The 21,222-nt window shown below is 65.1% G+C and carries 21 protein-coding genes and 2 riboswitches; of the genes, 7 read left to right on the forward strand and 14 right to left on the reverse strand.

Features of this window, described 5'->3' with window-relative positions:
- Positions 1 to 765: 765 nt before the first annotated feature.
- The 3 genes from PSEST_RS17190 to PSEST_RS17200 all read left to right on the forward strand — a co-directional run bounded on the left by PSEST_RS17190 (position 766) and on the right by PSEST_RS17200 (position 7,994).
- A complete protein-coding gene (locus PSEST_RS17190) occupies positions 766 to 2,001 on the forward strand; it encodes an exonuclease SbcCD subunit D C-terminal domain-containing protein (RefSeq protein ID WP_015278248.1) in 1,236 nt (411 codons plus the stop codon).
- A complete protein-coding gene (locus PSEST_RS17195) occupies positions 1,998 to 5,651 on the forward strand; it encodes an AAA family ATPase (RefSeq protein WP_015278249.1) in 3,654 nt (1,217 codons plus the stop codon). The genes PSEST_RS17190 and PSEST_RS17195 overlap by 4 nt, the downstream gene beginning before the upstream one ends.
- Before the next feature lie 168 nt (positions 5,652 to 5,819).
- Positions 5,820 to 6,035: riboswitch (cobalamin riboswitch) on the forward strand.
- Between the two features lie 96 nt (positions 6,036 to 6,131).
- A complete protein-coding gene (locus PSEST_RS17200; protein WP_015278250.1) occupies positions 6,132 to 7,994 on the forward strand; it encodes a TonB-dependent receptor domain-containing protein in 1,863 nt (620 codons plus the stop codon).
- A gap of 22 nt (positions 7,995 to 8,016) precedes the next feature.
- Here PSEST_RS17200 and PSEST_RS17205 read toward each other — a convergent pair whose 3' ends face one another.
- The 12 genes from PSEST_RS17205 to nrdR all read right to left on the reverse strand — a co-directional run bounded on the left by PSEST_RS17205 (position 8,017) and on the right by nrdR (position 16,941).
- Positions 8,017 to 8,817, reverse strand: coding sequence for a cobalamin-binding protein (locus PSEST_RS17205; protein ID WP_015278251.1), 801 nt, complete (start codon positions 8,815 to 8,817; stop codon positions 8,017 to 8,019).
- A complete protein-coding gene (locus PSEST_RS17210; protein WP_015278252.1) occupies positions 8,817 to 9,224 on the reverse strand; it encodes a hypothetical protein in 408 nt (135 codons plus the stop codon). The genes PSEST_RS17205 and PSEST_RS17210 overlap by 1 nt, the downstream gene beginning before the upstream one ends.
- Positions 9,221 to 9,838: a GTP cyclohydrolase II gene (ribA, locus tag PSEST_RS17215; RefSeq protein WP_015278253.1), complete on the reverse strand. Its 618-nt coding sequence runs from the start codon at positions 9,836 to 9,838 to the stop codon at positions 9,221 to 9,223. The genes PSEST_RS17210 and ribA overlap by 4 nt, the downstream gene beginning before the upstream one ends.
- Positions 9,839 to 9,959: 121 nt before the next feature.
- On the reverse strand, positions 9,960 to 10,607 hold the full coding sequence (locus PSEST_RS17220; RefSeq protein ID WP_015278254.1) for a retropepsin-like aspartic protease family protein: 648 nt from the start codon (positions 10,605 to 10,607) through the stop codon (positions 9,960 to 9,962).
- Positions 10,608 to 10,693: 86 nt separating this feature from the next.
- Positions 10,694 to 11,191, reverse strand: coding sequence for a phosphatidylglycerophosphatase A (locus PSEST_RS17225; protein ID WP_015278255.1), 498 nt, complete (start codon positions 11,189 to 11,191; stop codon positions 10,694 to 10,696).
- Positions 11,192 to 11,243: 52 nt separating this feature from the next.
- Positions 11,244 to 12,206 (reverse strand): thiamine-phosphate kinase, encoded by a 963-nt coding sequence (gene thiL, locus PSEST_RS17230; RefSeq protein WP_015278256.1) that lies wholly within the window; start codon positions 12,204 to 12,206, stop codon positions 11,244 to 11,246.
- Positions 12,207 to 12,218: 12 nt separating this feature from the next.
- Entirely contained in the window at positions 12,219 to 12,704 is a 486-nt protein-coding gene (gene nusB, locus PSEST_RS17235) for a transcription antitermination factor NusB (RefSeq protein WP_003281759.1), read from the reverse strand.
- Entirely contained in the window at positions 12,701 to 13,177 is a 477-nt protein-coding gene (ribE, locus tag PSEST_RS17240) for a 6,7-dimethyl-8-ribityllumazine synthase (protein WP_003289143.1), read from the reverse strand. The genes nusB and ribE overlap by 4 nt, the downstream gene beginning before the upstream one ends.
- A gap of 59 nt (positions 13,178 to 13,236) precedes the next feature.
- A complete protein-coding gene (ribBA, locus tag PSEST_RS17245) occupies positions 13,237 to 14,316 on the reverse strand; it encodes a bifunctional 3,4-dihydroxy-2-butanone-4-phosphate synthase/GTP cyclohydrolase II (protein WP_015278257.1) in 1,080 nt (359 codons plus the stop codon).
- Positions 14,317 to 14,327: 11 nt separating this feature from the next.
- Positions 14,328 to 14,990, reverse strand: a complete 663-nt coding sequence (locus tag PSEST_RS17250) for a riboflavin synthase (protein WP_015278258.1) — start codon at positions 14,988 to 14,990, stop codon at positions 14,328 to 14,330.
- A gap of 120 nt (positions 14,991 to 15,110) precedes the next feature.
- Positions 15,111 to 15,249: riboswitch (FMN riboswitch) on the reverse strand.
- 127 nt (positions 15,250 to 15,376) lie between these two features.
- A complete protein-coding gene (gene ribD, locus PSEST_RS17255) occupies positions 15,377 to 16,477 on the reverse strand; it encodes a bifunctional diaminohydroxyphosphoribosylaminopyrimidine deaminase/5-amino-6-(5-phosphoribosylamino)uracil reductase RibD (protein ID WP_015278259.1) in 1,101 nt (366 codons plus the stop codon).
- The gene (gene nrdR, locus PSEST_RS17260; RefSeq protein WP_003281766.1) at positions 16,474 to 16,941 is read right to left on the reverse strand and encodes a transcriptional regulator NrdR; all 468 of its coding nucleotides are present in this window, start codon (positions 16,939 to 16,941) and stop codon (positions 16,474 to 16,476) included. The genes ribD and nrdR overlap by 4 nt, the downstream gene beginning before the upstream one ends.
- Positions 16,942 to 17,053: 112 nt before the next feature.
- Between nrdR and PSEST_RS17265 the strand changes: the two genes are divergently transcribed.
- From PSEST_RS17265 to thpR, 3 genes are read left to right on the forward strand one after another with little or no spacing between them, the layout of a single operon-like run.
- Positions 17,054 to 17,479: a YbaY family lipoprotein gene (locus tag PSEST_RS17265; RefSeq protein ID WP_015278260.1), complete on the forward strand. Its 426-nt coding sequence runs from the start codon at positions 17,054 to 17,056 to the stop codon at positions 17,477 to 17,479.
- The gene (locus tag PSEST_RS17270) at positions 17,476 to 18,129 is read left to right on the forward strand and encodes a class I SAM-dependent methyltransferase (protein WP_015278261.1); all 654 of its coding nucleotides are present in this window, start codon (positions 17,476 to 17,478) and stop codon (positions 18,127 to 18,129) included. Before PSEST_RS17265 ends, PSEST_RS17270 begins: the two co-directional genes overlap by 4 nt.
- 16 nt (positions 18,130 to 18,145) lie before the next feature.
- A complete protein-coding gene (thpR, locus tag PSEST_RS17275; protein ID WP_015278262.1) occupies positions 18,146 to 18,667 on the forward strand; it encodes an RNA 2',3'-cyclic phosphodiesterase in 522 nt (173 codons plus the stop codon).
- A 29-nt stretch (positions 18,668 to 18,696) separates the two neighbouring features.
- Here the strand turns inward: thpR and yedF are convergent, their stop codons facing one another.
- Together yedF and yedE are read right to left on the reverse strand one after the other, a co-directional pair.
- The gene (gene yedF, locus PSEST_RS17280) at positions 18,697 to 18,936 is read right to left on the reverse strand and encodes a sulfurtransferase-like selenium metabolism protein YedF (protein ID WP_015278263.1); all 240 of its coding nucleotides are present in this window, start codon (positions 18,934 to 18,936) and stop codon (positions 18,697 to 18,699) included.
- Positions 18,905 to 20,131, reverse strand: a complete 1,227-nt coding sequence (gene yedE / locus PSEST_RS17285; RefSeq protein WP_015278264.1) for a selenium metabolism membrane protein YedE/FdhT — start codon at positions 20,129 to 20,131, stop codon at positions 18,905 to 18,907. Before yedE ends, yedF begins: the two co-directional genes overlap by 32 nt.
- A 207-nt stretch (positions 20,132 to 20,338) precedes the next feature.
- Between yedE and trxA the strand changes: the two genes are divergently transcribed.
- The gene (gene trxA / locus PSEST_RS17290; RefSeq protein ID WP_015278265.1) at positions 20,339 to 21,208 is read left to right on the forward strand and encodes a thioredoxin; all 870 of its coding nucleotides are present in this window, start codon (positions 20,339 to 20,341) and stop codon (positions 21,206 to 21,208) included.
- Positions 21,209 to 21,222: the final 14 nt, after the last annotated feature.

A 21,222-nucleotide genomic window follows, 5' to 3' on the forward strand; every position in this document is an offset into this window, starting at 1 on the left:
GCGCAACGATTCCGCTCTCCCTACTGAAGGGGAATCTGGTGCTGCCTGTCAGGCCGCGCATGGAAACGCACAAAGCAAAGTCAACTGCGAAGCAAAGCGAAGTCAGCCTTCGATCCATCAGGCGGCCCGGACTGGAATCCTCTTCAGGAAGCCGAACGCAGGCGTTGCGCAGGGGGACGCAAGGCGTTGACGCCGAGCAAGGAATGACGGAACAGGAACGTCCCGTCATAACATGTCCCCAGAGCAGCGATGTAGGGTGGAAAACTGCGCAGCATTTTCCACCGCAGGCTTCAAGCAAGTTTTTGCCGGGCCACGGCGGGTCACTTTGCAAACCGGTAGGTAAGCTTCGCGTTACCCGCCCATCCCTAATTGCACGACCTTTCAGGCAACACCAAACGCCCCTTTCAGGAGGCCGAGCGCAGGTGGCGTGGAAAGGGTTGAGCGGCATGGATGCCGCGAGAGCTGCGATGGACCAGGGATGGCCCTTCGCAGCGGACCCTTGGAACGTCACCGGAGCGAGGGAACCCCGGCGCAGCCGGGGCCGGATGCAGGGGCAAGAGTTTTTGGTTCCTTTGGGCGGGGCCGGCCATCCGGCGACTGCTAAAAGGAACTCGCCCAGCAGGGCGAAACCAGCGCGTCAAAACAGCACGATAAGTGACAGCCACATCCGACCGCGCCCACAAGCCTTACATCCGACGCAACTGCCCGCCGCACAAACCAAGCCAGTGGTTCGCCGCTGCGTCCGCACACAATGAGCCTGAGCCCATGCGCCTGATCCACACCTCCGACTGGCACCTCGGCCAGACCCTCCACGGCCAGGACCGCGACTACGAGCACGCGCAATTCCTCGCCTGGCTGCTCGACCAGCTGGTAGCCCACCGCGCCGACGCCCTGCTGATCGCCGGCGATGTGTTCGACACGGTCAACCCGCCACTCAAGGCACAGGAGCGCCTCTACGACTTCATCGTCCGCACCCACGAAAAGCTCCCGCAGCTGGACATCGTGATGATCGCCGGCAACCACGACTCGGGCGGGCGCATCGAACTGCCGGCGCCGCTGATGAAGCGCCTCAATGCCCATGCCGTCGGTCGTATCAGCTGGGTCGCCGAGGGCCAGCTCGATCACCAGCGGCTGCTGGTGCCGCTGCATGACGCCAATGGCAACACCGCCGCCTGGTGTCTCACCCTGCCCTTCCTGCGTCCGGCCGAAGTCACCGGCATGGAGCTGGGCGATGACTACATGGCCGGCATTCGCCAGGTCCACGAGCGGCTGATCGCTGCTGCCGAAACCGCACGCCAGCCCGGCCAGGCGCTGGTCGCCATGAGCCACGCGCACATGGCCGGCGGTGCGGTGTCGGAGGAATCCGAGCGCAACATCGTCATCGGCAACGCGGAAGCGCTGCCGGCCAGCCTGTTTCCCGAGTCCGTCGCTTACGTCGCGCTTGGCCATTTGCACAAGCCGCAGCAGGTCGCCGGGCAGGCGCGCATCCGTTACAGCGGCTCGCCGCTGCCGCTGTCCTTCGCCGAGGTCAATTACCCGCATCAGGTGCTGCTGGTCGAACTGGACGGCGACCAATTGAAAAACGTCGAACAGCTGCCGGTGCCGCGCGCGGTGGAGATGATCCGTATCGGTCGCGCGTCGCTGGCCGAGGTGATCGCCGCGCTGGAGGCGCTGCCGCCCACCGGCCTGTTCGACGACAACCTGCCCTGGCTGGAGGTACGCGTGCTGCTCGACGAGCCACTGCCGGACCTGCGCCAGCGCATCGAAACCGCGATAACCGGCAAGGCCTGCCGACTGGTGCGCATCGCCAGCGAATACGCCGGCAAACGCGGCGAGGCGGAATCGGAAGTATTGCTCGGCCTGGACCAGATCAGCCCGCAGGAGCTGTTCGCGCGCGCCTGGGAAGAACAGTACGGCAACCCGGCGGACGAACAGGCGCTGGACGATTTCGCCACGTTGCTGCAACGGGTCGAGTTCGCCCATGAGGAGATTGAGCGATGAAAATCCTCGCCATCCGTCTGAAGAACCTGGCCTCACTGGCCGGCGAACAGGTCATCGACTTCACCACCGAACCGCTGGCCAGCGCTGGCCTGTTCGCCATCACCGGGCCGACGGGGGCCGGCAAGAGCACCATTCTCGACGCCCTGTGCCTGGCGCTCTTCGGCAGCACACCGCGGCTCGACAGCGTCTCCCCGCTGAACAAGGTCCCCGACGTCGAAGCCGAGATCGGCGGTGGCGACGAACGCAATCTGCTGCGCCGCGGTTGTGGTGCAGGGTTCGCCGAGGTGGATTTCGTCGGCGTCGACGGCCACCGCTACCGCGCCCGCTGGGAGGTCAAGCGCGCCCGCGAAAAGGTCGACGGCCGCCTGCAGGCCAGCAGCCAAAGCCTTACGGATCTCGACAGTGGCACACTCCTGGCCAGCGGCAAGAAGCGCGAATTCAAGGAGCTGCTCGAAGCCCGCCTGGGGCTGACGCTGGCGCAGTTCACCCGCGCCGTGCTGCTGGCGCAGAGCGAGTTTTCCGCCTTCCTCAAGGCCGACGACAACGAGCGCGGCACGCTGCTGGAAAAGCTCACCGACACCGGTCTCTACAGCCGACTCGGCCAGGCTGCCTTCGAGGCCGCCAAGCAGGCGAAGGAAAGCCTCACCCGCCTGGAACAGCAGGCTGGCGGCTTGCAGCCGCTGGAACCCGAGCAGCGTGACGTACTGGAGCGCGAACATCAGGCCCAGCTCGAAGAATTGAAGAAGCTGCAACAGCAGCTCAAGGAACTGGAAGCCCAGCGGCAATGGCTCAGCGAACTGCAGCGCCTGGAAAACGAGCGCGAAGCGGCACGCCAGCAGCTGCAGGACGCCGAAGACGAGCGTGAAAGCCTGACCGCGGCCCGCCGTATCCTCGACCTGTTCGAACTGCTCGCGCCGCAGCGCCATCGTTTTCTGCGTCAGCAGGAACTCGAACCCCTGCTCGGCAAGGCCGCCGAAAGTCTCACTCGCCTGCAGCACGAGGCGCAAAGCCTGCAGCAACGTCTCGACAGCTTGCAGAGGCAGTGCGAAGCCGCTGGCAACGACCTGCGCGCAGCCGAACAGGCGCGGCAGACGGCCGAGCCGAGGCTTGCACAAGCGCGCCGCGAAGAGGAGCGCCTCAGCCATCTGAACGCCGACCTCGCCTCGATCCGCGAAGAAAGCGCCCAGGCCGATGCCGCGGCCAGCGCCGGCGAGGCAACGCTCAAGCAGCTCGGCGATCAGCAACAGCGCGCCGCCGAACAGCTGGCGACGCTGACGCAGCAACTCGAGACCAGCGCAGCGCTGCAACCGCTCTGTGTCGCCTGGGGTGGCTACCGCCCGCGCTTGCAACAGGCGGTTCAGCTGGCAGCACGCTTGCAGCAGGGTCAGAGCGAACTCCCCGCGCTGCAAGCGCAGGCTGAGGCCGCGGAGTCGCAGCAAAGCCTGGCACGCGAGGCGCTGGATAATCTGCAACGCGAGCGCGACAGCGAACTCGGGCTGGCCGAACAGCTGGCCGGTCTGCACCGACAACTCGATGAATGGCGCCAGGCCGAGCGCGAAACCGATGCGCTGCAACAGCTCTGGGCGCAGCAGCTGACGCTCACCGCCAGCCAGCACGAACTGAGCAACGCCAACAGTCGCCAGCAGGCCGAACTGGACAGCCTGGTGCCGCTGGGCAAACAGGTCCGCAATGATCGCGACGCTGCCGAGCAGGCGCTCAAGGTCACCCTTGCCCTGCTCGAACGCCAACGTCTGGCACGCAGCGAGAATGTCGAAGCGCTGCGCGCGTCGCTGGTCCCGGGCGAGCCCTGCCCGGTCTGCGGCAGCGACGAGCATCCCTGGCAGCAGACCGACGCGCTGGTCGCCAGTCTCGATCGCCACGACGACAGCGAGGCCGCGCACGCGCAGCAGGCGCTACAGGAACAGGACCAGCGCCTGCAGGAGCTGCGTGACCGCCACGTCGCGCTCAGCACGCAGTTGCGTCAGACGCAACAACGCCAGAGCGAAGTCGAGCTGCAGCTGCAGGCCCTAGCACCGCGCCTGCTCGCCCTGCCCGTCCACACGCGATTGCTTGAGCAGCCGGAAGCCGAGCGTTCGCAATGGCTGGAAACGCAGCTGACCAATCTCAAAGACCAGATCGCCAGCGCCAGCCAGCGTCAGCAGCAGTTGCTCGCCCTACAACAGCGCAGCGAAACCCTGCAGCAGGCCTGGCAGGCCGCGCGCGAAGCCTGTGTCGAGGCGACGCAGCAACTCGCCCGCCAGCGCGACGCCCTTGCCCGCGACAGCCAACAGCTCGACGAGGAATTGCTGGCCTTTGCCGAGCTGCTGCCCGTCGAACAGCTGCAGCGCTGGCGCGAAAACCCGGCGCAGACCTTTATGCAGCTGGACGCCAGCATCGCCACGCGACTGCAGCAACTGCAGGCGCAAACCGAGCTCGCCGAGGAGCTGCGCCAGTGCGAGCAGCGCCGCAGCGACGAGCAGTTGCAACAACGCCATCGTCAGGAGAAACAGGCTAGCTGCAGCGCACGACTGAGCGAGCGCGAGAAACTGCTGCTGGCCTGCCAGCAGGCGCTGCGTACCAGCCTTGGCGAGCAAAGCAGCGCCAGCGCCTGGCAACAGCAGCTAGATGCGGCAATCCAGACCGCCCGCCAGGCGCAGACCGCGATCGATCAGCAGCTCAACGAGAGCAAGCTCGGCCTGACGCGCTTGCACAGCGAGCAGCAGAACTGCCGCCAGCGCCATGCCGAACTGGCGCAGGAACGCGATGCGCTGAACGCCGAACTGGCAAGCTGGCGCGCCGACCATCCGCAGCTGGACGACGCCAGTCTCGCCCAGCTGCTGCATATGGACGACCAGCTGATCGCCGAGGCGCGCCAGCGTTTGCGAGAGAACAGCGACAGCCTGACCCGCTGTCGCGAGCGTCTCGACGGTTGCCTCAACCGCCTGAACCTGCACAAACAGCAGCAGAGCGACGCCCCGGATACCGAGCAGCTGCAACAGCGCTATGCCGAGCAGCTGCAGCAGTGCGAGCAGGCCGATCAACGCTGCGCGGAAACCCGCGCCCAGCTGATCGACGACGACAAACGCCGCAGTCAGAGCCAGGCGCTGCTCACCCAGATCGACGCGGCGCGGGCCGAGCATCAGCGCTGGGGGCGTATCGCCGCGCTGATCGGTTCCAGCGACGGCGGCGCCTTCCGCAAGATCGCCCAGGCCTACAACCTCGACCTGCTGGTGCAGCACGCCAACGTGCAGCTGCGCCAACTGGCGCGGCGCTATCGGCTCAAGCGCGGCGGCAGCCCGCTGGGGTTGCTGGTGCTGGATACCGAAATGGGTGACGAACTGCGCTCGGTGCATTCGCTGTCCGGCGGCGAGACCTTCCTCGTTTCGCTGGCCCTGGCGCTGGGCCTGGCATCGATGGCGTCGAGCAAGCTGAAGATCGAATCGCTGTTCATCGACGAAGGCTTCGGCAGCCTCGACCCCGAGTCGCTGCAGATCGCCATGGACGCGCTGGATTCGCTGCAGGCCCAAGGCCGCAAGGTGGCGGTGATCAGTCACGTCGCGGAGATGCACGAGCGCATTCCGGTGCAGATCCGTGTACGGCGTCAGGGCAATGGGCAAAGCGATCTGCAGATTGTCGGGGGGCCTTCATAAAGGTCGGCGTCGAACGCTAGACATCCCGCTGCGCGCAACTCCATCGCGTTTTTTGCGCAACCTGTGAGCAGCCCTGGAGCGCGGCTTTGCTCGGAAACCACAGGCGCTGGCAGCCCTTGCGGCCATTCGTCCGCTTGTGTTTCCCCAGCACCAGCCGTAAGGTTCGCGCGTTTTCTTATCCGCCCAGGTGTGCACGACCGCAAGGTCCGCATTAAACGGGAAGCCGGTGCGCTCGATGAGCAAGGCCGGCGCTGCCCCCGCAACGGTAATCGACCGCGATCCTTGGGATCGCCGTCCGCTCCATAGCCACTGTGTTCCGACATGGGAAGGTGAGCGTGATGCGCGTCGACAGCCCGGAGACCGGCCTGACGGATTCGACTGGTGTTGCGGAGGGCAGCACCGTCAAGCGCTGCTGCCCGTAATCCCCGCGCTTGTTCCTGCCCTCCTCAAAAGTCTGCGATCTTTTGAGGAATTCCTAGAATGAAACTGTCCCGACTTGCCTTGGCCGTGGCGCTGCTGCCTGGCGTGCAGGTGTTTGCTGCCGATGCCGAGCAGGAACTGCCGAGCATGCTAATCACCTCGGCCCGCCAGGCCGAGCCCCGCGCCCAAGCCACTGCAGCCAATACTGTCTTCACTCGCGCCGATATCGAACGCCTGCAGGCACGCAGCGTGCCCGAGCTGTTGCGTCGGGTCCCGGGCGTGCAGGTAAGTAGCGCTGGTGGTTTGCCGTCGCTGTCGCTGCGCGGCACCGGCACCGCGCAAACACTGGTGCTGGTCGACGGCCAACGCATTGCCTCGGCCACCAGCGGTTTCGCCCGTCTCGACTATCTGGCCATCGACAACATCGAGCGGGTCGAAGTGATCCGTGGCCCGCGCTCCTCGCTTTACGGCGCGGATGCCATTGGTGGCGTCATCCAGATCTTTACCCGTGGCGGCAAAACCGGAATAAACCCGGAAGTCCGCTTGGCCGCCGGCAGCGAGCAGACCTTCCAGCGCAGCCTGAGCCTCGCAGCCGGAACGGAGCAGACTCGCGTCCACCTCGGCGCCAGCCTCGACGAGCGCGACGGCTTCGATATCACCCGCGACAACCGCGGCGCCGACCGGGACAACGATGGCCAGCGTAACAAGGCCTTGCACCTGAAGCTGGATCACCAGTTCGATGCAAACTGGAAAACGGGCTTGAGCCTCAACGACCAGCGCGGCAAGAACGAGTATGACGATGCCAATGATTTCGAACCCGGAACGCCGCAGGACGAGTTTCGGGTCAGCAGTTACAGCGGCTACCTGGACGGTCAGTTGACCGACATGTGGAATAGCCGTCTGGAGCTGGGTCGCAGCTTCGATCGTAATCACGCCGTCGGCGCCGGCAGCGCTTGGAATAACACCCTGTTGGAGACCACGCGTCATTCGGCGGCCTGGATAAATCGGCTGCAATTGAGCGAGCGCCAGCAACTGAGCGTCGGCGGCGACTGGTATGAAGACCAACTCGATTCCGCGACGATTTTTGAGGAAGACAGCCGCGACAACTCGGCTTTCTTTGCCCAGCACAGCTTTCAAGGCGAGCGCTTCGGCACCGAGCTGGGGCTACGCCACGATGACAACCAGCAGTTCGGCAGCCACAACAGCTGGAATGCCGCGGTCAGCCTGCCGGTAGGTCAGTCGCAGCGCTGGATTCTGAGCTATGGCGAAGGCTTCCGCGCTCCAACATTCTCCGATCTTTACGGACCGCCGTTGTGGGGACCAAATCCGGACCTCAAGCCGGAGACCTCGAAGACCTATGAGTTGCAATGGCGCGCTGATCTGGACGCCACTCAGCTCGAAGCAGCGCTCTATCGTACCGACGTCGAAGACATGATCGCCTGGGGCGAAAACCGGATGGGGAACGTCAGCCAGGCACGGATCAACGGTTTCGAAGCCAGTGCGGCGCGCGAACTGCTGGGCTGGCAGGCGAGCCTCGGCGTTAGCATCATCGATCCACGCGATCGGGACAGCGGCCATACTCTGGCGCGCCGGGCAAAGCGCACGCTCAGCATCGACCTTGATCGCACTTTCGGCACGCTTTCGGCTGGCGCCGGTTGGCACGTTTCCAGCGCTCGTTACGACACGATCGCAAACACCCGCGAGCTGTCCGGCTATGGCGTTTTTGATCTGCGCGCTGGCTGGCAGAGCCATCCGGAGCTGCGTTGGGAGGCGAAGGTCAACAACCTGTTCGACCGCGACTACGCGCTGGCGACCTACAACCGCCCAGACGGAACTAATTGGTGGGATCCGTCGCAGAATTACGGCTATCGCGAAGCGGGCCGCACCGCGCTGTTCGCCGTCACCTGGACTCCGTCACTGTAGTCGCGTTAACCGGCGCGCCCGCTCAGGGCGCTGCCGCCATCACTTCGCAGAGCTTCCCGATCGCCCCCAGCATCTGGAAGCTCGGCCGCTCCAGCCCCTTGTCGGGGACTTCCAGTAATCGCCCATCGCGCACAGCACTGAGCTGCGGCCAGGCCTGCCACTCATCCAGCTGCGCACCACTGCCGGCCAGAATGACTTCAGGATCGCGAGCAAGCACGGCTTCGATGCTGACCTGAGGCGCCGCCAGGGTCAGATCGGCGAAGACATTCTGCCCACCACACACCTCGATCGCTTCGCTGATGATCTGCTGTCCGCCGAGGGTATACAGCGGGCGATTCCAGATCTGATAGAACACCCGCAGCGGTTGCTCACGTACATACTTCCGGCGCAGCTCGACCAAGCCCTGGCGAAAACGCTCGGCCAGTCTCTCCCCTTCCTCGGCTCGATTGACGGCATTGCCGACCACGACGAATTGTTCGGCCAGCCTTTCGAGACGGGTTTGCTCGACGACCAGAACAGGAATACCGAACTGCTGCAGCTGCTCTCGCTGGCTACGCGGCACGCTGTCCGGCCAGAGCAGGACGAGATCAGGACGCAGGCTGAGCAGGGTTTCCATCTCCACCTGGCCGTAGCGCCCAACCGAAGGTACCGACTGCAGCGCGGCTGGACGCTCGCCACCATCCAGGACGCCAACCAGCCGGTCGGCAGCATCGAGTTCGAGCATGATCTCGCTGAGCGATGGCGCCAGGCTCACTACTCGCTCGGCAGCCAACGCAGGCAATGACGCCAGGGAAACCAGCGCGGCGAGTAGCAGACGTCGCATCAATGCAATTGCCGCGGAATGCGGTAGAGCACCAGCAACACCAGGCTGCCAAATACCAGCAACAGGCGAGCAACCGGCTCCATGCCGAATAGCGCACCCGCAGCGCCGAACCATGCCGGTAATGAGGCGATCAGCAGACCGCGACGGCGCACACGACGCAGATCGCTCCAAGCATCGTCCTCCACCGGGCCGTTCAGCGCCTGTTCGGTGGCGATCAGTGCATGTTTGAAGCGGGTGAAGGCTCGCAGGCTGAAGAACAGCGAAACCAGGCCGGCAGCGAAGAGCGGCAGACCCCAATCGGCAAACACCACCGATGTGCGCCCAAGCACCAGCACAGGCAGCACCATCAGCAGCGTATGCAGCCAGCCATCACGTGCGAGCTGGCGAAGGGCGGCGGCTCGCGTCACGACTGCTCGGCTTCGCCCTGGTGAATCTCGCCGAGCATGTGGCCGAGCTTGCCGGCCTTGGTGGCGAGGTATTTGCGGTTATGCGGATTGTGCGCGATCTGCAGCGGCTTGCGCTCGGCGACGCGAATGCCGAAGCCCTGCAGCGCCTTGACCTTGCGCGGGTTGTTGGTCATCAGCTTGATTTCGGCGATGCCCAGATGCTCGAGCATCGGCAGGCAGATGCCGTAGTCGCGCATGTCAGGCGCGAAGCCCAGGCGCTCGTTGGCCTCAACGGTATCGGCGCCGGCGTCCTGCAACTCGTAGGCGCGGATCTTGTTCAGCAGGCCGATGCCGCGGCCTTCCTGGCGCAGATAGAGCAGCACGCCGCGGCCCTCGTCGGCAATCGCCCGCAGGGCCGCTTCCAGCTGGAAGCCGCAATCACAGCGCAGGCTGAACAACGCATCGCCGGTCAGGCACTCGGAATGCAGACGGCCCAGCACCGGCTTGCCATCGGCCACATCGCCCAGCGTCAGCGCGACATGCTCCTTGCCAGTGTCCTGGTCGAGAAAACCATGCATGGTGAACACACCGAACGGCGTCGGCAGTTGGGAAGCGGCGACGAACACGACAGACACGGGCGGAAATCCCAGAGGCGGAAAAGCGGACATTGTAACACCAACAAAAGACGAATCAGGCCGCAGAGTTTTGCCAGCGTAAGCGCCAATCGTGCCGCTCAGCGAGCTTGGCGACCGGTTGCTAGGACGTCTTCGACTCCAGCACCAGCACGCCCTGCTCCTCGCGCCAGCTGACGCGACCGAGAAAACTCATGCCGAGCAGCGCTTCGGTGGGCGAGCCCCCCTCGACGACTACCGCTTCCACGCCGATCACTTCGATCGCACCGACCTTCACACTGTTGAGATGGACGCGCCAGGCCTTGGCAGTACCGCTGGCGGTACTCACCACCATCGGCCGGCCGTTGACCCGGTAGTCGATGCCCAACCGGCGCGCCTGATGTTCGTTGATCGCCACCGAGGTAGCGCCGGTATCGACGAGAAACTGGATCGGCTGACCATTGATCGCCCCGGCGATCCAGTAATGGCCGCCGGTGCCCTTGGCGACGCTCAGCTGAGTCTTGCTTGGAGTGGCGTAGGCGCCGCTGTACTCGCGGCTCAGGTTGTAGTGACGCTCGACGCCATCGACCCGCAGCACCGCGCCACTGGCATCGGCACTGATCACCTGAACGCCGCCCGGCCCGGTCTGGCCGACCTTGACCAGCTTGCGCTGGCCGTCGACATTGACCACCGCAGCCCCCGGAAACAGCCCGACCACCTGCACCATGGATGCGGCCTGCGCCAGAGCGGGAAGCAGCAACAGGCTGGCGAACACGATGGGGATGCTACGCATGACTATCTCCTCGAAACCAGGCCGCCCGGGCCGGAACGGCCGATCATCCATTAACCGCCGGCACGCTGCAGCGACCGGACGCACAATCAAACCAGCAGCGCCACCAGCCCCTGCATGACGACCCAGGCCGCGACGCCGGCAAGGATGTCATCGAGCATGATCCCGAAGCCGCCATGGATATGCCGATCTACCCAGCTGATCGGCCAGGGCTTGGCGATATCCATCACGCGGAAGATGACGAAACCAAGCAGCATCCAGTACCAGCCTTCCGGCACCAGCCAGAAGGTGATCCAGATGCCGACGAACTCATCCCAGACGATACCTTCGTGGTCGTGCACACCGAGTTCGCGCGCCACCTTGCCGCACAGCCAGACGCCGAACAGCATGGTCAGCCCGAGCATCAGCAGATAACCCCAGCCCGGCAGCAGTTGCCACAGCGGCACGAACGGCAGTGCTACCAGCGAACCCCAGGTGCCCGGCGCCTTGGGCATCAGCCCGGAACCGAAGCCGAACGCCAGGTTGTGCCAGGGATTGGACCAGACCAGGGTTTGCGGCTTGGCCGCGACCGGCGAGGAGTCAGTCAAAACAGCGTTCCTTATCGGGTCGGAGCAAGCGCCTGCTGGCTCGCAGCGGCGCTTACGCATTGAAATGGTTGTAGCCGCGTTCGGACACGGGCACTTCGTTGCCCGCCGCATCGAGCAGTTGCACAGCCTGGCCAGCCACCACTTGACCGATGACGTGTACCGACCAGCCCGCGTCGAGCAGCGCCGGTAATTCAGCGGGCGGCAGCGTAAAAGCGAGCAGGTAGTCATCGCCACCGGCCAGCGCGCAGCGCAACGCTTCTGCCTCACCAGCGAAACGCCGCAATGGTTCGGACAACGGCAGCCGATCGCGCTCGATCCGCAGCGCGACGCCCGAAGCCTTGGCGATATGCCCGCAGTCGGCCAGCAGACCGTCGGAGATATCCAGCGCCGCCGTGGCCTTGCCTCGCAGCGCTTCACCCAGGGCCAACTGCGGTTGCGGCGACCAGTAGCGCGCCAGCAGGTGTTCGGCGACATCCGCATCGGTTTCGGCCTGACCGAGCACCAGCGGCAACGCGCCGGCCGCTTCACCAAGCACGCCGCCGACGCAGAGCAGATCGCCGACCTGCGCGCCGGAACGAGCCAGCGCCTGGCCGGCCGGCACCCGGCCGAACACGGTGACGGTCAGGCTCAGCGGGCCACGGGTGGTGTCGCCGCCAATCAAACGCAGGCTGCAATCAAGCGCCATCGAATCCAGGCCACGGGCAAGTTCCGCCAGCCAGAGTGGATCGCCAGCAGGCAAGGTCAGGGCGAGAGTGAAGCCGATGGGCGTGGCGCCCATGGCGGCAAGATCACTGGCCGCCACGGCCAACGCGCGTTGGCCGAGCAGGAAAGGATCGCAGGGATCGGGGAAATGCACCCCGGCGACCAGGGTATCGGTGGAAACAGCCAGCTGTTCGCCGACCGGAAGCTGCAGCAGGGCACAATCATCGCCAATGCCGAGAACGACTTCGCCGCCAGCCCTGGCACAAGCGGCGGCGGCGAAGTAGTGACGGATCAGCTCGAACTCACCCAGCAAGGCGAGCAGCCCTCAGCGCTTGTGGTTGCGCACTTCGGCGCTGCGCAGCGTGGGGGCCAGCTTGTCCAGCACGCCGTTGACGAACTTGTGCCCGTCGGTGGCGCCATAGACCTTGGCCAGCTCGATGCCTTCGTTGATGACCACGCGGTAAGGCACGTCGATGCGCTGCATCAGCTCGTAGGTGGACAACCGCAGGATCGCCAGCTCCACCGGATCGAGCTCGTCCAGCGGACGGTCGAGATTCGGCGCGATGGCACCGTCGACTTCGCTTTTGCTGCGCGCGACACCGGTCAGCAGCTCATGGAAGTAGCTGCCATCAACGCCGGAGAAATCGTTGTCGACGCGAAACTGCGCCTCGATTTCGTTGAGGCTCTGACCGGCCATGTGCCACTGATACAGCGCCTGCATCGCCAGGCTGCGGGCAACCCGGCGCGTGGCGATCTTGCCCTTGGCCTTGGGCTGCGGAGCGTCCTGGCTATCGTCGTGATTCAGGCTCACTTCGCCTCCAGCTGCGACAGCAGGCTCACCATTTCCAGTGCGGAAAGTGCGGCTTCGGCGCCCTTGTTGCCGGCCTTGGTGCCGGAACGCTCGATGGCCTGTTCGATGGAATCGACGGTCAGTACGCCGAAGGCGACCGGTACACCGAATTCCATGGAGACCTGGGCCAGGCCCTTGGTGCACTCACCGGCGACGTATTCGAAATGCGGCGTGCCGCCACGAATGACCGCGCCGAGGGCGACGATGGCGTCGTATTCACCCTGCTGGGCAACCTTCTGCGCGACCAGCGGAATCTCGAAGGCACCCGGTGCGCGGATGATGGTGATGTCGTTCTCGCTGACGCCGTGGCGAACCAGCGCGTCGACCGCGCCGCTGACCAGGCTCTCGACGACGAAACTGTTGAAGCGGCCTACGACCAGGGCGTATTTGCCCTGCGGGGCGATGAAGGTTCCTTCGATGGTCTTCAGGGGCATGGGTGCTTTCTCATCTCTTTAAAGAACGAAGGCGCCGCGGACTGCGCGGCGCCTCTGATTTATTCGGCCGGCAGGTATTCTACAACTTCCAGATCGAAGCCGGATATCGCGTTGAACTTCATCGGCGCACTCATCAGGCGCATCTTGCGCACACCCAGATCACGCAAAATCTGCGAACCGGCGCCGACGGTGCTGTAAGTGGCCGGTGTCGGCGGTTGCTGACGGGTCAGCTGCGCCAGCAGCTGCGGACCGGTCAGCGGATTGCCGAGCAGCAGCACCACGCCCTTGCCCGCCTTGGCCACTTCACTCATCGCCGCGCGCAGGCTCCAGCGACCCGGTACGGTGACCAGCAGCAGATCACGCAGCGGCTCCATGTTGTGCACACGCACCAACGTCGGCTCCTCCGGGGAGATTTCGCCGCGGGTCAGCGCCATGTGCACGGTGTCCTCGACGCCGTCGCGATAGGTAACCAGGTTGAACTGGCCCAGCTCGGTTTCCAGCGGCTGCTCGGAAACCCGCTCGACGGTGCGCTCGTGGATCATGCGGTAATGGATCAGGTCGGCGATGGTGCCGATCTTGAGCCCGTGCTGCTCGGCGAACAGCTCGAGCTCCGGGCGGCGCGCCATGGTGCCGTCGTCGTTCATGATTTCGCAGATCACGCCGCTGGCCTCGAACCCGGCCATGCGCGCCAGATCGCAGGCGGCTTCGGTATGACCGGCACGCGCCAGTACCCCGCCTGGTTGCGCCATCAGCGGGAAGATGTGGCCCGGGCTGACGATGTCTTCGGCTTTCGCAGCACGCGCCACAGCAGCCTGCACGGTACGGGCGCGGTCTGCCGCGGAAATGCCGGTGGTCACGCCTTCAGCCGCCTCGATGGAAACGGTGAACTTGGTGCCGAAACCGGAACCATTGCGCGGCGCCATCAGCGGCAGTTTGAGCAATTCGCAGCGCTCGCGGGTCATCGGCATGCAGATCAGGCCGCGGGCGAAGCGCGCCATGAAGTTGATGTGCTCGGCGGTGACGCATTCGGAGGCGACGATGATGTCGCCCTCGTTCTCGCGGTCTTCGTCATCCATGAGGATGACCATCTTGCCGGCGCGGATGTCTTCGATCAGTTCTTCAGCGGTATTGAGCGCCATGGGGCGTCTCCTCAATTCTTCAGGTAGCCGTGCTCGGCGAGAAAACCTTCGGTAAGCCCCGAGGCCTTGGGTTCGGCGGCCTTGTCGCCCATCATCAGGCGCTCCAGGTAACGTGCCAGCAGGTCGACTTCCAGGTTCACCTGCCGCCCGGGGCGGTAGTCGGCCATGATGGTTTCGCCGAGGGTGTGCGGCACGATGGTCAGCTCGAACTCGGCGCCATTGACCGCGTTGACCGTGAGGCTGGTGCCATCGACGGTGATCGAGCCCTTGAGCGCGATGTACTTGGCCAGCTCGCGCGGCGCGCGGATGCGGAACTGCACGGCGCGGGCGTTATCTTCCCGCGCCACGACTTCGCCGACCCCGTCGACGTGACCGCTGACCAGATGGCCGCCAAGACGGCTGGTAGGCGTCAGGGCCTTTTCCAGGTTGACCCGGCTACCGGCCTTGAGATCGATAAAGGCGGTGCGCGCCAGGGTTTCGCGGCTGACGTCGGCCCAGAAGCCGTTGCCCGGCAGCTCGACCGCGGTCAGGCAGACGCCGTTGACGGCGATGCTGTCGCCCAGCTTGACGTCGCCCAGATCCAACTTGCCGGTGTCGACCAGCACGCGGACATCACCGCCCTTGGGCGTGAGCGCACGAATGGTGCCAATGGATTCGATTATTCCGGTGAACATGTGGCCTCCCGTGGAAGGCGGGTAAAACGCTGCATACGACGAACTCCTGTTTTTGAAAAACAGGGCGCTACAGATCGATAGGGATGCATGACGGATGCACGGACGGCGCCCATCGGGATATCCCGCTCTCTCTCATCCGGACTATACCGTCGGCCCCGGAATCACACCGAGTCTGCTGACCTTGCCGAAGCAAGCGCTCGCGGGCTAGGCCGTGGCCATTACCGCCGGTGGGGAATCGCACCCCGCCCTGAGAACGTTGGGCCGCTTGCGGCCCGGCAGCGTTTTTAACACAAATAGCGGCGCGGGGCAGCCCGATATCGCCCGATAGCAGCTATGAGGGTGCAAGACGAACGCTATCGGCAGACGCAGCCGGCATGCGTTGCCGATCAGTTGGCCGGGCGCGCCACGATCTTCCAGTCGTCGCCCACCGCACGGATGTCGACGATTTTGAGCTCGCGCGCCTCGCTCATGCGCTCGAGCGGCAGCTCCAGCAACGGCCGCGCCGAGGAGCCGAGAAACTTGGCGGCCATGAATATCTGGTATTCGTCGATCAAACCAAGACTGGCGAAGGCGCCGACCAGCCGCGGGCCGGCTTCGACCAGCACCTCGTTGGCACCACGCGCGCCCAGCTCACGCAACAATGCAGTTAGATCGACCCGCTCCTGGCCCAACACCAGCAACTCATGCCCCGCAGCAGCGAACGCACCCTCATGGCCAGCGACAGTGGTGGCGACCAGCGCCGGACCTGCCTGAAAGAACGGTGCATCCAGCGGCACGCGCAGCTGCCCATCGACCAGCACCCGCAGAGGCGGACGCTGCAGCGCCAGTGCCGTGGTTTCCGCATCCAGCCCCAGCTCATCGCCACGCACGGTCAGCCGCGCGGCGTCCATCAGCACGGTATCGGCGCCGGTCAGCACCACGCTGGAGCGGGCGCGCAAGCGCTGCACCTCGGCACGGGCGGCCGGGCCGGTGATCCACTGGCTTTCGCCGCTGGCCATCGCGGTGCGCCCGTCCAGGCTCATCGCGAGTTTGGCGCGAACGAACGGCAGGCCGCTTTCCATACGCTTGATAAAGCCGCAGTTGATCTCGCGCGCCTCGGCTTCCAGCACACCGCTGACGACTTCGATGCCGGCGCTGCGCAGTAATTGCAGGCCACGCCCAGCGACCTGCGGGTTGGGGTCCTGCATGGCCGCCACCACGCGCCCGACGCCGGCCTTGACCAGCGCTTCGGCACAGGGCGGTGTACGCCCGTAGTGGCTGCAGGGTTCGAGGGTGACGTAGGCGGTGGCGCCGCGGGCGCGCTCACCCGCCTGGCGCAGCGCATGGACTTCGGCATGCGGCTCGCCGGCGCGTACATGCCAGCCTTCGCCGACCAGCTCGCCAGCGGCGACGATCACGCAACCGACCCGCGGGTTCGGATGGGTCGAATACAGGCCTTTGCGCGCCAGCTGCAGCGCGCGGGCCATCCAGGCGTGATCGGTAGTCATTCGGGCTTCGCGGGCTCGCGGGACAGCCGCTCGATTTCCTCACGGAATTCGTTGAGGTCCTGGAAGCGGCGGTAGACCGAGGCGAAGCGGATATAGGCGACCTCGTCGAGCTTCTGCAGCTCGGCCATCACCAGTTCGCCGAGCACCCGCGACTTGATTTCGCGCTCGCCGGTGGCGCGTAGCTGATGCTTGATATGGGCGATCGCAGCTTCCAGGCGCTCGACGCTGACCGGGCGTTTCTCCAGCGCGCGCTGCATGCCGGCGCGCAGCTTCTGCTCGTCGAACGGCTGGCGGCTGCCGTCGGACTTGATCAGGCGCGGCATCACCAGCTCGGCGGTTTCGAAGGTGGTGAAACGCTCACCACAGGCCAGGCACTCGCGGCGACGGCGCACCTGATCGCCCTCGGCAACCAGGCGGGAATCGATGACCTTGGTATCGTTGGCAGCACAGAAGGGACAATGCATGGGGCTGAAATCGGTCGTACGTCGGGACGGCCATGGTAGCGCATCCGACCCGCAAGACAAGGCGACGGCTTTGCTGCTATACAACCCGCAATCGTCGTTCAGGAGGCTGTCCGTGCCGCCACGTTTTTTCGTTCTACCTGCCTTCCTGGCCCTGCTCGCCGGCTGCAGCAGTCAGCCAAGCGAAGCGCCGACCGCACCGGTCGAGCTGAGCACCGCCCCGCACTCCAAACTGCTCAACGAACTGAGCGGTAGCCTGATCGGCGCGCCGGCTGGCAGCGATGTCGAACTCGCCTTGCTGGAAGTCGATCGTCGCGACCAGCCGGACCGCCTGCTCAGCAACGTCCAGCTCAAGGGCCGCGATAGCCAACTGCCCTTCATCCTGCAGTTCAACCCCGACGCCTTCCCCACCGGCCAGCGTGTCGAGCTGCGCGGCCGGGTCACCCAGGCCGGTCAGCTGATCATGCGGCTGCCGCCGCGGACTATTTCCAGCCCAGCCAGTCAGGCGCTCGGCCCGCTGCAGCTGGTTCCTGCGCCGTGACAGCGCCGGCACCCTTACAGGCGGCACTGAACGAGCTGCTGGGCGATGCGCGTCTGGTCGTAGAGCCGCTGCCGGACACCGACCTGCGCCTCTGGCTGATCGACGCAGCCAATATGGACCGCGCCTTCAGCGCCGAGGAAACCCGACGGATTCTCGAAGACCCGCCGTACTGGAGCTTCTGCTGGGCCAGCGGCCTCGTGCTGGCGCGCTGGTTGGCCGAACGGCCGGAGTGGGTGCGCGGCAAGCGCGTGCTGGATTTCGGTGCCGGCTCAGGTGTCGCCGCCATCGCCGCCGCCAAGGCCGGCGCTGCCGAAGTGGTGGCCTGCGATCTGGACCCGCTGGCGCTCGCCGCCTGCCAGGCCAACGCCGCGCTGAATGAGGTCGAGCTACGCTATTCGCAAGACTTCTTCGGCGAGGCGGATCGCTACGACCTGATCATCGTCGCCGATGTGCTCTACGACCGCGCCAATCTGCCGCTGCTGGATCACTTCCTCAGTCGTGGACGCGAAGCGCTGGTGGCCGATTCGCGGGTGCGCGATTTCGCCCACCCGCTGTACCGGCGCCTGGACGTGCTGGATGCCTGCACCTGGCCGGATCTGGCCGAGCCGGCAGAGTTTCGCCAGGTCAGCCTCTATCACGCGACGCGCTAGTCGCACGGAGACCACCATGAGCGAGGAAAACCTGCGGCTGTTCTTCGCGCTGCCCTGCCCGCCCGAGCAGGCGGCTGCGATCTGCGCGTGGCGGGACGACCAGGCAATCGATGGCCGAGCGGTACCGCGCGACAACCTGCACCTGACCCTGGCATTTCTCGGCGCACAGCCGAAGGATCATCTCGACGCCCTTTTGCAGATGGCGGCGACGGTGCAGACCGATTCATTCAGCCTCACCCTCGACCGCCTGACCACGATCGGAAAAGGTTTCATCTGCCTGCAGCCCAGCAATACAAACCCCGCACTACTGCAGCTTGTCGAAGCGCTGAGCGAGCGGCTGGCGGCGCTTGGCGTAATTCTCGACTGCCGCCCGTTCCTGCCGCACCTGACGTTGAGCCGCCAGGCCCGGAGCCGACCGCAGCAACCGGCTCCGGACTTCAGCTGGCACGTCGATCGCTTCGTGCTCTACCGCTCACGCAATACCGAGGATGGTGTGCACTACGACGAACTGGGCAGCTGGCCGCTGGCTGCGCCATAGCAACCCAAAGGCTGCAATGGCGCTGTCGCTCAACGCGGTACTTCGATCAGAAAGCGAAACAGCGCGCCGTGCTGCTCCACCGCCAGACAATTGTAGCCCTTGGCCTTGGCATCTTCGGGAATGCCATGTACCGACTGCGAGCAATCGGTCACCACCTCGAGCAACTGCCCCGGCTGCATGGTTTCCAGGGTTTCCAGCGTAGCGATAGCGTTATACGGGCAGTGCTCGCCACGTAGATCAAGCGAGAGATTCGGTTTGGCCTGGCTCACGGGCAGGACTCCTTTTCGGTTGGAAACGACGGGCATTGAGGTGCACCAGCAACATGGCGATGGCTAGGCCGGCGAAGGTCAGCAGCAAGCCACTGGCCGGGCCGAAGCTCTCCAGCAGATTGATCTTCGGATAGGGCAGCGCCAGCGACGTGCCGAGTTCGTCCCAGTAGACCGCCACCAGCGTGCCGCCGATGACATTGCCGACGCCGACCACCCAGAAGTGCACCTGCCCTTCCATGGCGCGATACATCCAGCCGGTTTCGCAGCCGCCGGCAACGACGATACCGATGCCAAACAGCACGCCACCGATGATTGCGTTCGGCCCCATCCAGAAAATCTTCGGGCTTGCCCCTAGCGCGATGGCGCCGAAAGTACCGACGCAGGCCACAGCCATGCCCAGCAGGATGCCGTAGGCAGCGCGGGTTCGGCCGGTGGTCCAGAGATCGCGCGCGGCACTGGTAAAGCAGATCTGTGCACGCTCGATTAGCCCGCCGAACAGGAGGCCGAACAGCACCGCCATGCCGAGCACCAGCGAGGCATCGAAACGCCAGGCGGCGAAGGCGACCGCAAGCACCGCGACCGCCGTGCCGATCCGGGCCTGCACCGTGGCCCGCCGCCGCGTGCCTTCCGCATCGCCGAACAGCGAACTGGCCTGGCTACCGACCTTCAGCGGCGTGCGCAACCAGGGCAACAGGCAGATCTTCACGCCAATCCAGGCGCCACCCACGGTGGCCAGCATGAACGCCCAGGCGTGCAGCGAGAACATCGGAATGCCGGTGAAGAAAGCCGCCAGGTTGCAACCCATTGCCAGGCGCGCGCCGAAGCCGGCGACTACCCCACCGATCAGCCCCTGCAACAAGCGGCGCTTGCTGGTCGGCCAGCGCAGGCTGACGTTGTTTGCCCACAACGCCGCACACAGTGCGCCAAATAACATTCCGATGATCATCACGCCATCCACGCGATCGAGCGGAGTGCCGGACAAGCCGATCAGCTTGAAGTAACTCCACTCCTCAGGTGCGTAGCCGAACCAGGAAATGACGTGTCCACCCCAGCGAGTGAACTCGCCGGTAACGGCCCAGAAGGTGCCGGTTATGGCGAAGTAGTAAGCGGAAGCGACGCCCAGCGCGACAAGCGCGGGCAGCGGCGACCAGAAGCGCACGAGGTAGCGCTCCCGGAAGTCGGAGAGAACGGACATGTGAAACTCCTTATGACGCGCGACTGCAAACGCCGCACCGGTCTAGGAAAAGGGTTGCGCCACGATGCGCCGGCAAGAAGCCTGCGCCACCTGGCGGGCGCAACCATAGACCAATGGCAACCGCCATGCGAGCCCTTGCTTCCCGTGGCGAGCGCCCCCACATACCATGCACAGCCTTTCAGTCATTCGTCGCCCACGAGAATCCCGATGAGCCAGACGCCCTATATCTTCGATGTCACCACCGCCAGCTTCGAACAGCTGGTGCTCGAGAACTCGTTTCACAAGCCGGTACTGGTCGACTTCTGGGCCGAATGGTGCGCGCCATGCAAGGCGCTGATGCCAATGCTGGCGAAGATCGCCGAGGAGTATCAGGGCGAGCTGCTGCTGGCCAAGGTCAACTGCGACATCGAGCAGGAAGTCGTCGCCCGCTTCGGCATTCGCAGCCTGCCGACCGTGGTGCTGTTCAAGGACGGTCAGCCGGTGGACGGCTTTGCCGGTGCGCAGCCGGAATCGGCCATTCGCGCCATGCTCGAGCCCCATGTGCAGGCACCGGCGACGCCGCAGGGCAACTTGCTGGAAAGCGCCCAGGCTGCCTTCGCCGAAGGCCGTTTCGCCGAGGCCGAGACTCAGTTGCAGCAACTGCTGAGTGAAGACAACGAGAACGCTGCTGGCCTGATCCTCTATGCCCGCTGCCTGGCCGAACGTGGTGAGCTGGCCGAAGCCGAAACGGTGCTTGATGCCGTGAAAGGCGACGAGCACAAGCAGGCCCTGGCCGGTGCGCGCGCTCAGCTGACGTTTTTGCGTCAGGCCACCGACCTGCCCGAGGTAGCCACGCTGAAGAGCCGGCTGGCACAAAACGGCGAGGACGATGAAGCGGCTTATCAGCTGGCCATCCAGCAGCTGGCGCGCCAGCAATATGAGGCGGCGCTCGACGGCCTGCTCAAGCTGTTCGTGCGCAATCGCAACTATGCCGACGGGCAACCGCACAAGACGCTGCTGCAAGTCTTCGATCTGCTGGGCAACGACCATCCGCTGGTGACGCTGTACCGCCGCAAGCTCTATCAGGCGATCTATTGATCGTTCGCAACAGC

The sequence above is a fragment of the Stutzerimonas stutzeri RCH2 genome (assembly GCF_000327065.1).
GTDB lineage: Bacteria > Pseudomonadota > Gammaproteobacteria > Pseudomonadales > Pseudomonadaceae > Stutzerimonas > Stutzerimonas stutzeri_AE.

Coding starts and splice junctions, on each gene's coding strand:
- PSEST_RS17205 (WP_015278251.1), bottom strand. CDS start 8,817: ATGCGACGTCTGCTACTCGCCGCGCTGGTTTCCCTGGCGTCATTGCCT.
- ribE (WP_003289143.1), bottom strand. CDS start 13,177: ATGCCCCTGAAGACCATCGAAGGAACCTTCATCGCCCCGCAGGGCAAA.
- PSEST_RS17190 (WP_015278248.1), top strand. CDS start 766: ATGCGCCTGATCCACACCTCCGACTGGCACCTCGGCCAGACCCTCCAC.
- PSEST_RS17195 (WP_015278249.1), top strand. CDS start 1,998: ATGAAAATCCTCGCCATCCGTCTGAAGAACCTGGCCTCACTGGCCGGC.
- PSEST_RS17200 (WP_015278250.1), top strand. CDS start 6,132: ATGAAACTGTCCCGACTTGCCTTGGCCGTGGCGCTGCTGCCTGGCGTG.
- PSEST_RS17250 (WP_015278258.1), bottom strand. CDS start 14,990: ATGTTCACCGGAATAATCGAATCCATTGGCACCATTCGTGCGCTCACG.
- thpR (WP_015278262.1), top strand. CDS start 18,146: ATGAGCGAGGAAAACCTGCGGCTGTTCTTCGCGCTGCCCTGCCCGCCC.
- yedE (WP_015278264.1), bottom strand. CDS start 20,131: ATGTCCGTTCTCTCCGACTTCCGGGAGCGCTACCTCGTGCGCTTCTGG.
- ribD (WP_015278259.1), bottom strand. CDS start 16,477: ATGACTACCGATCACGCCTGGATGGCCCGCGCGCTGCAGCTGGCGCGC.
- PSEST_RS17220 (WP_015278254.1), bottom strand. CDS start 10,607: ATGCGTAGCATCCCCATCGTGTTCGCCAGCCTGTTGCTGCTTCCCGCT.
- nrdR (WP_003281766.1), bottom strand. CDS start 16,941: ATGCATTGTCCCTTCTGTGCTGCCAACGATACCAAGGTCATCGATTCC.
- trxA (WP_015278265.1), top strand. CDS start 20,339: ATGAGCCAGACGCCCTATATCTTCGATGTCACCACCGCCAGCTTCGAA.
- ribBA (WP_015278257.1), bottom strand. CDS start 14,316: ATGGCGCTCAATACCGCTGAAGAACTGATCGAAGACATCCGCGCCGGC.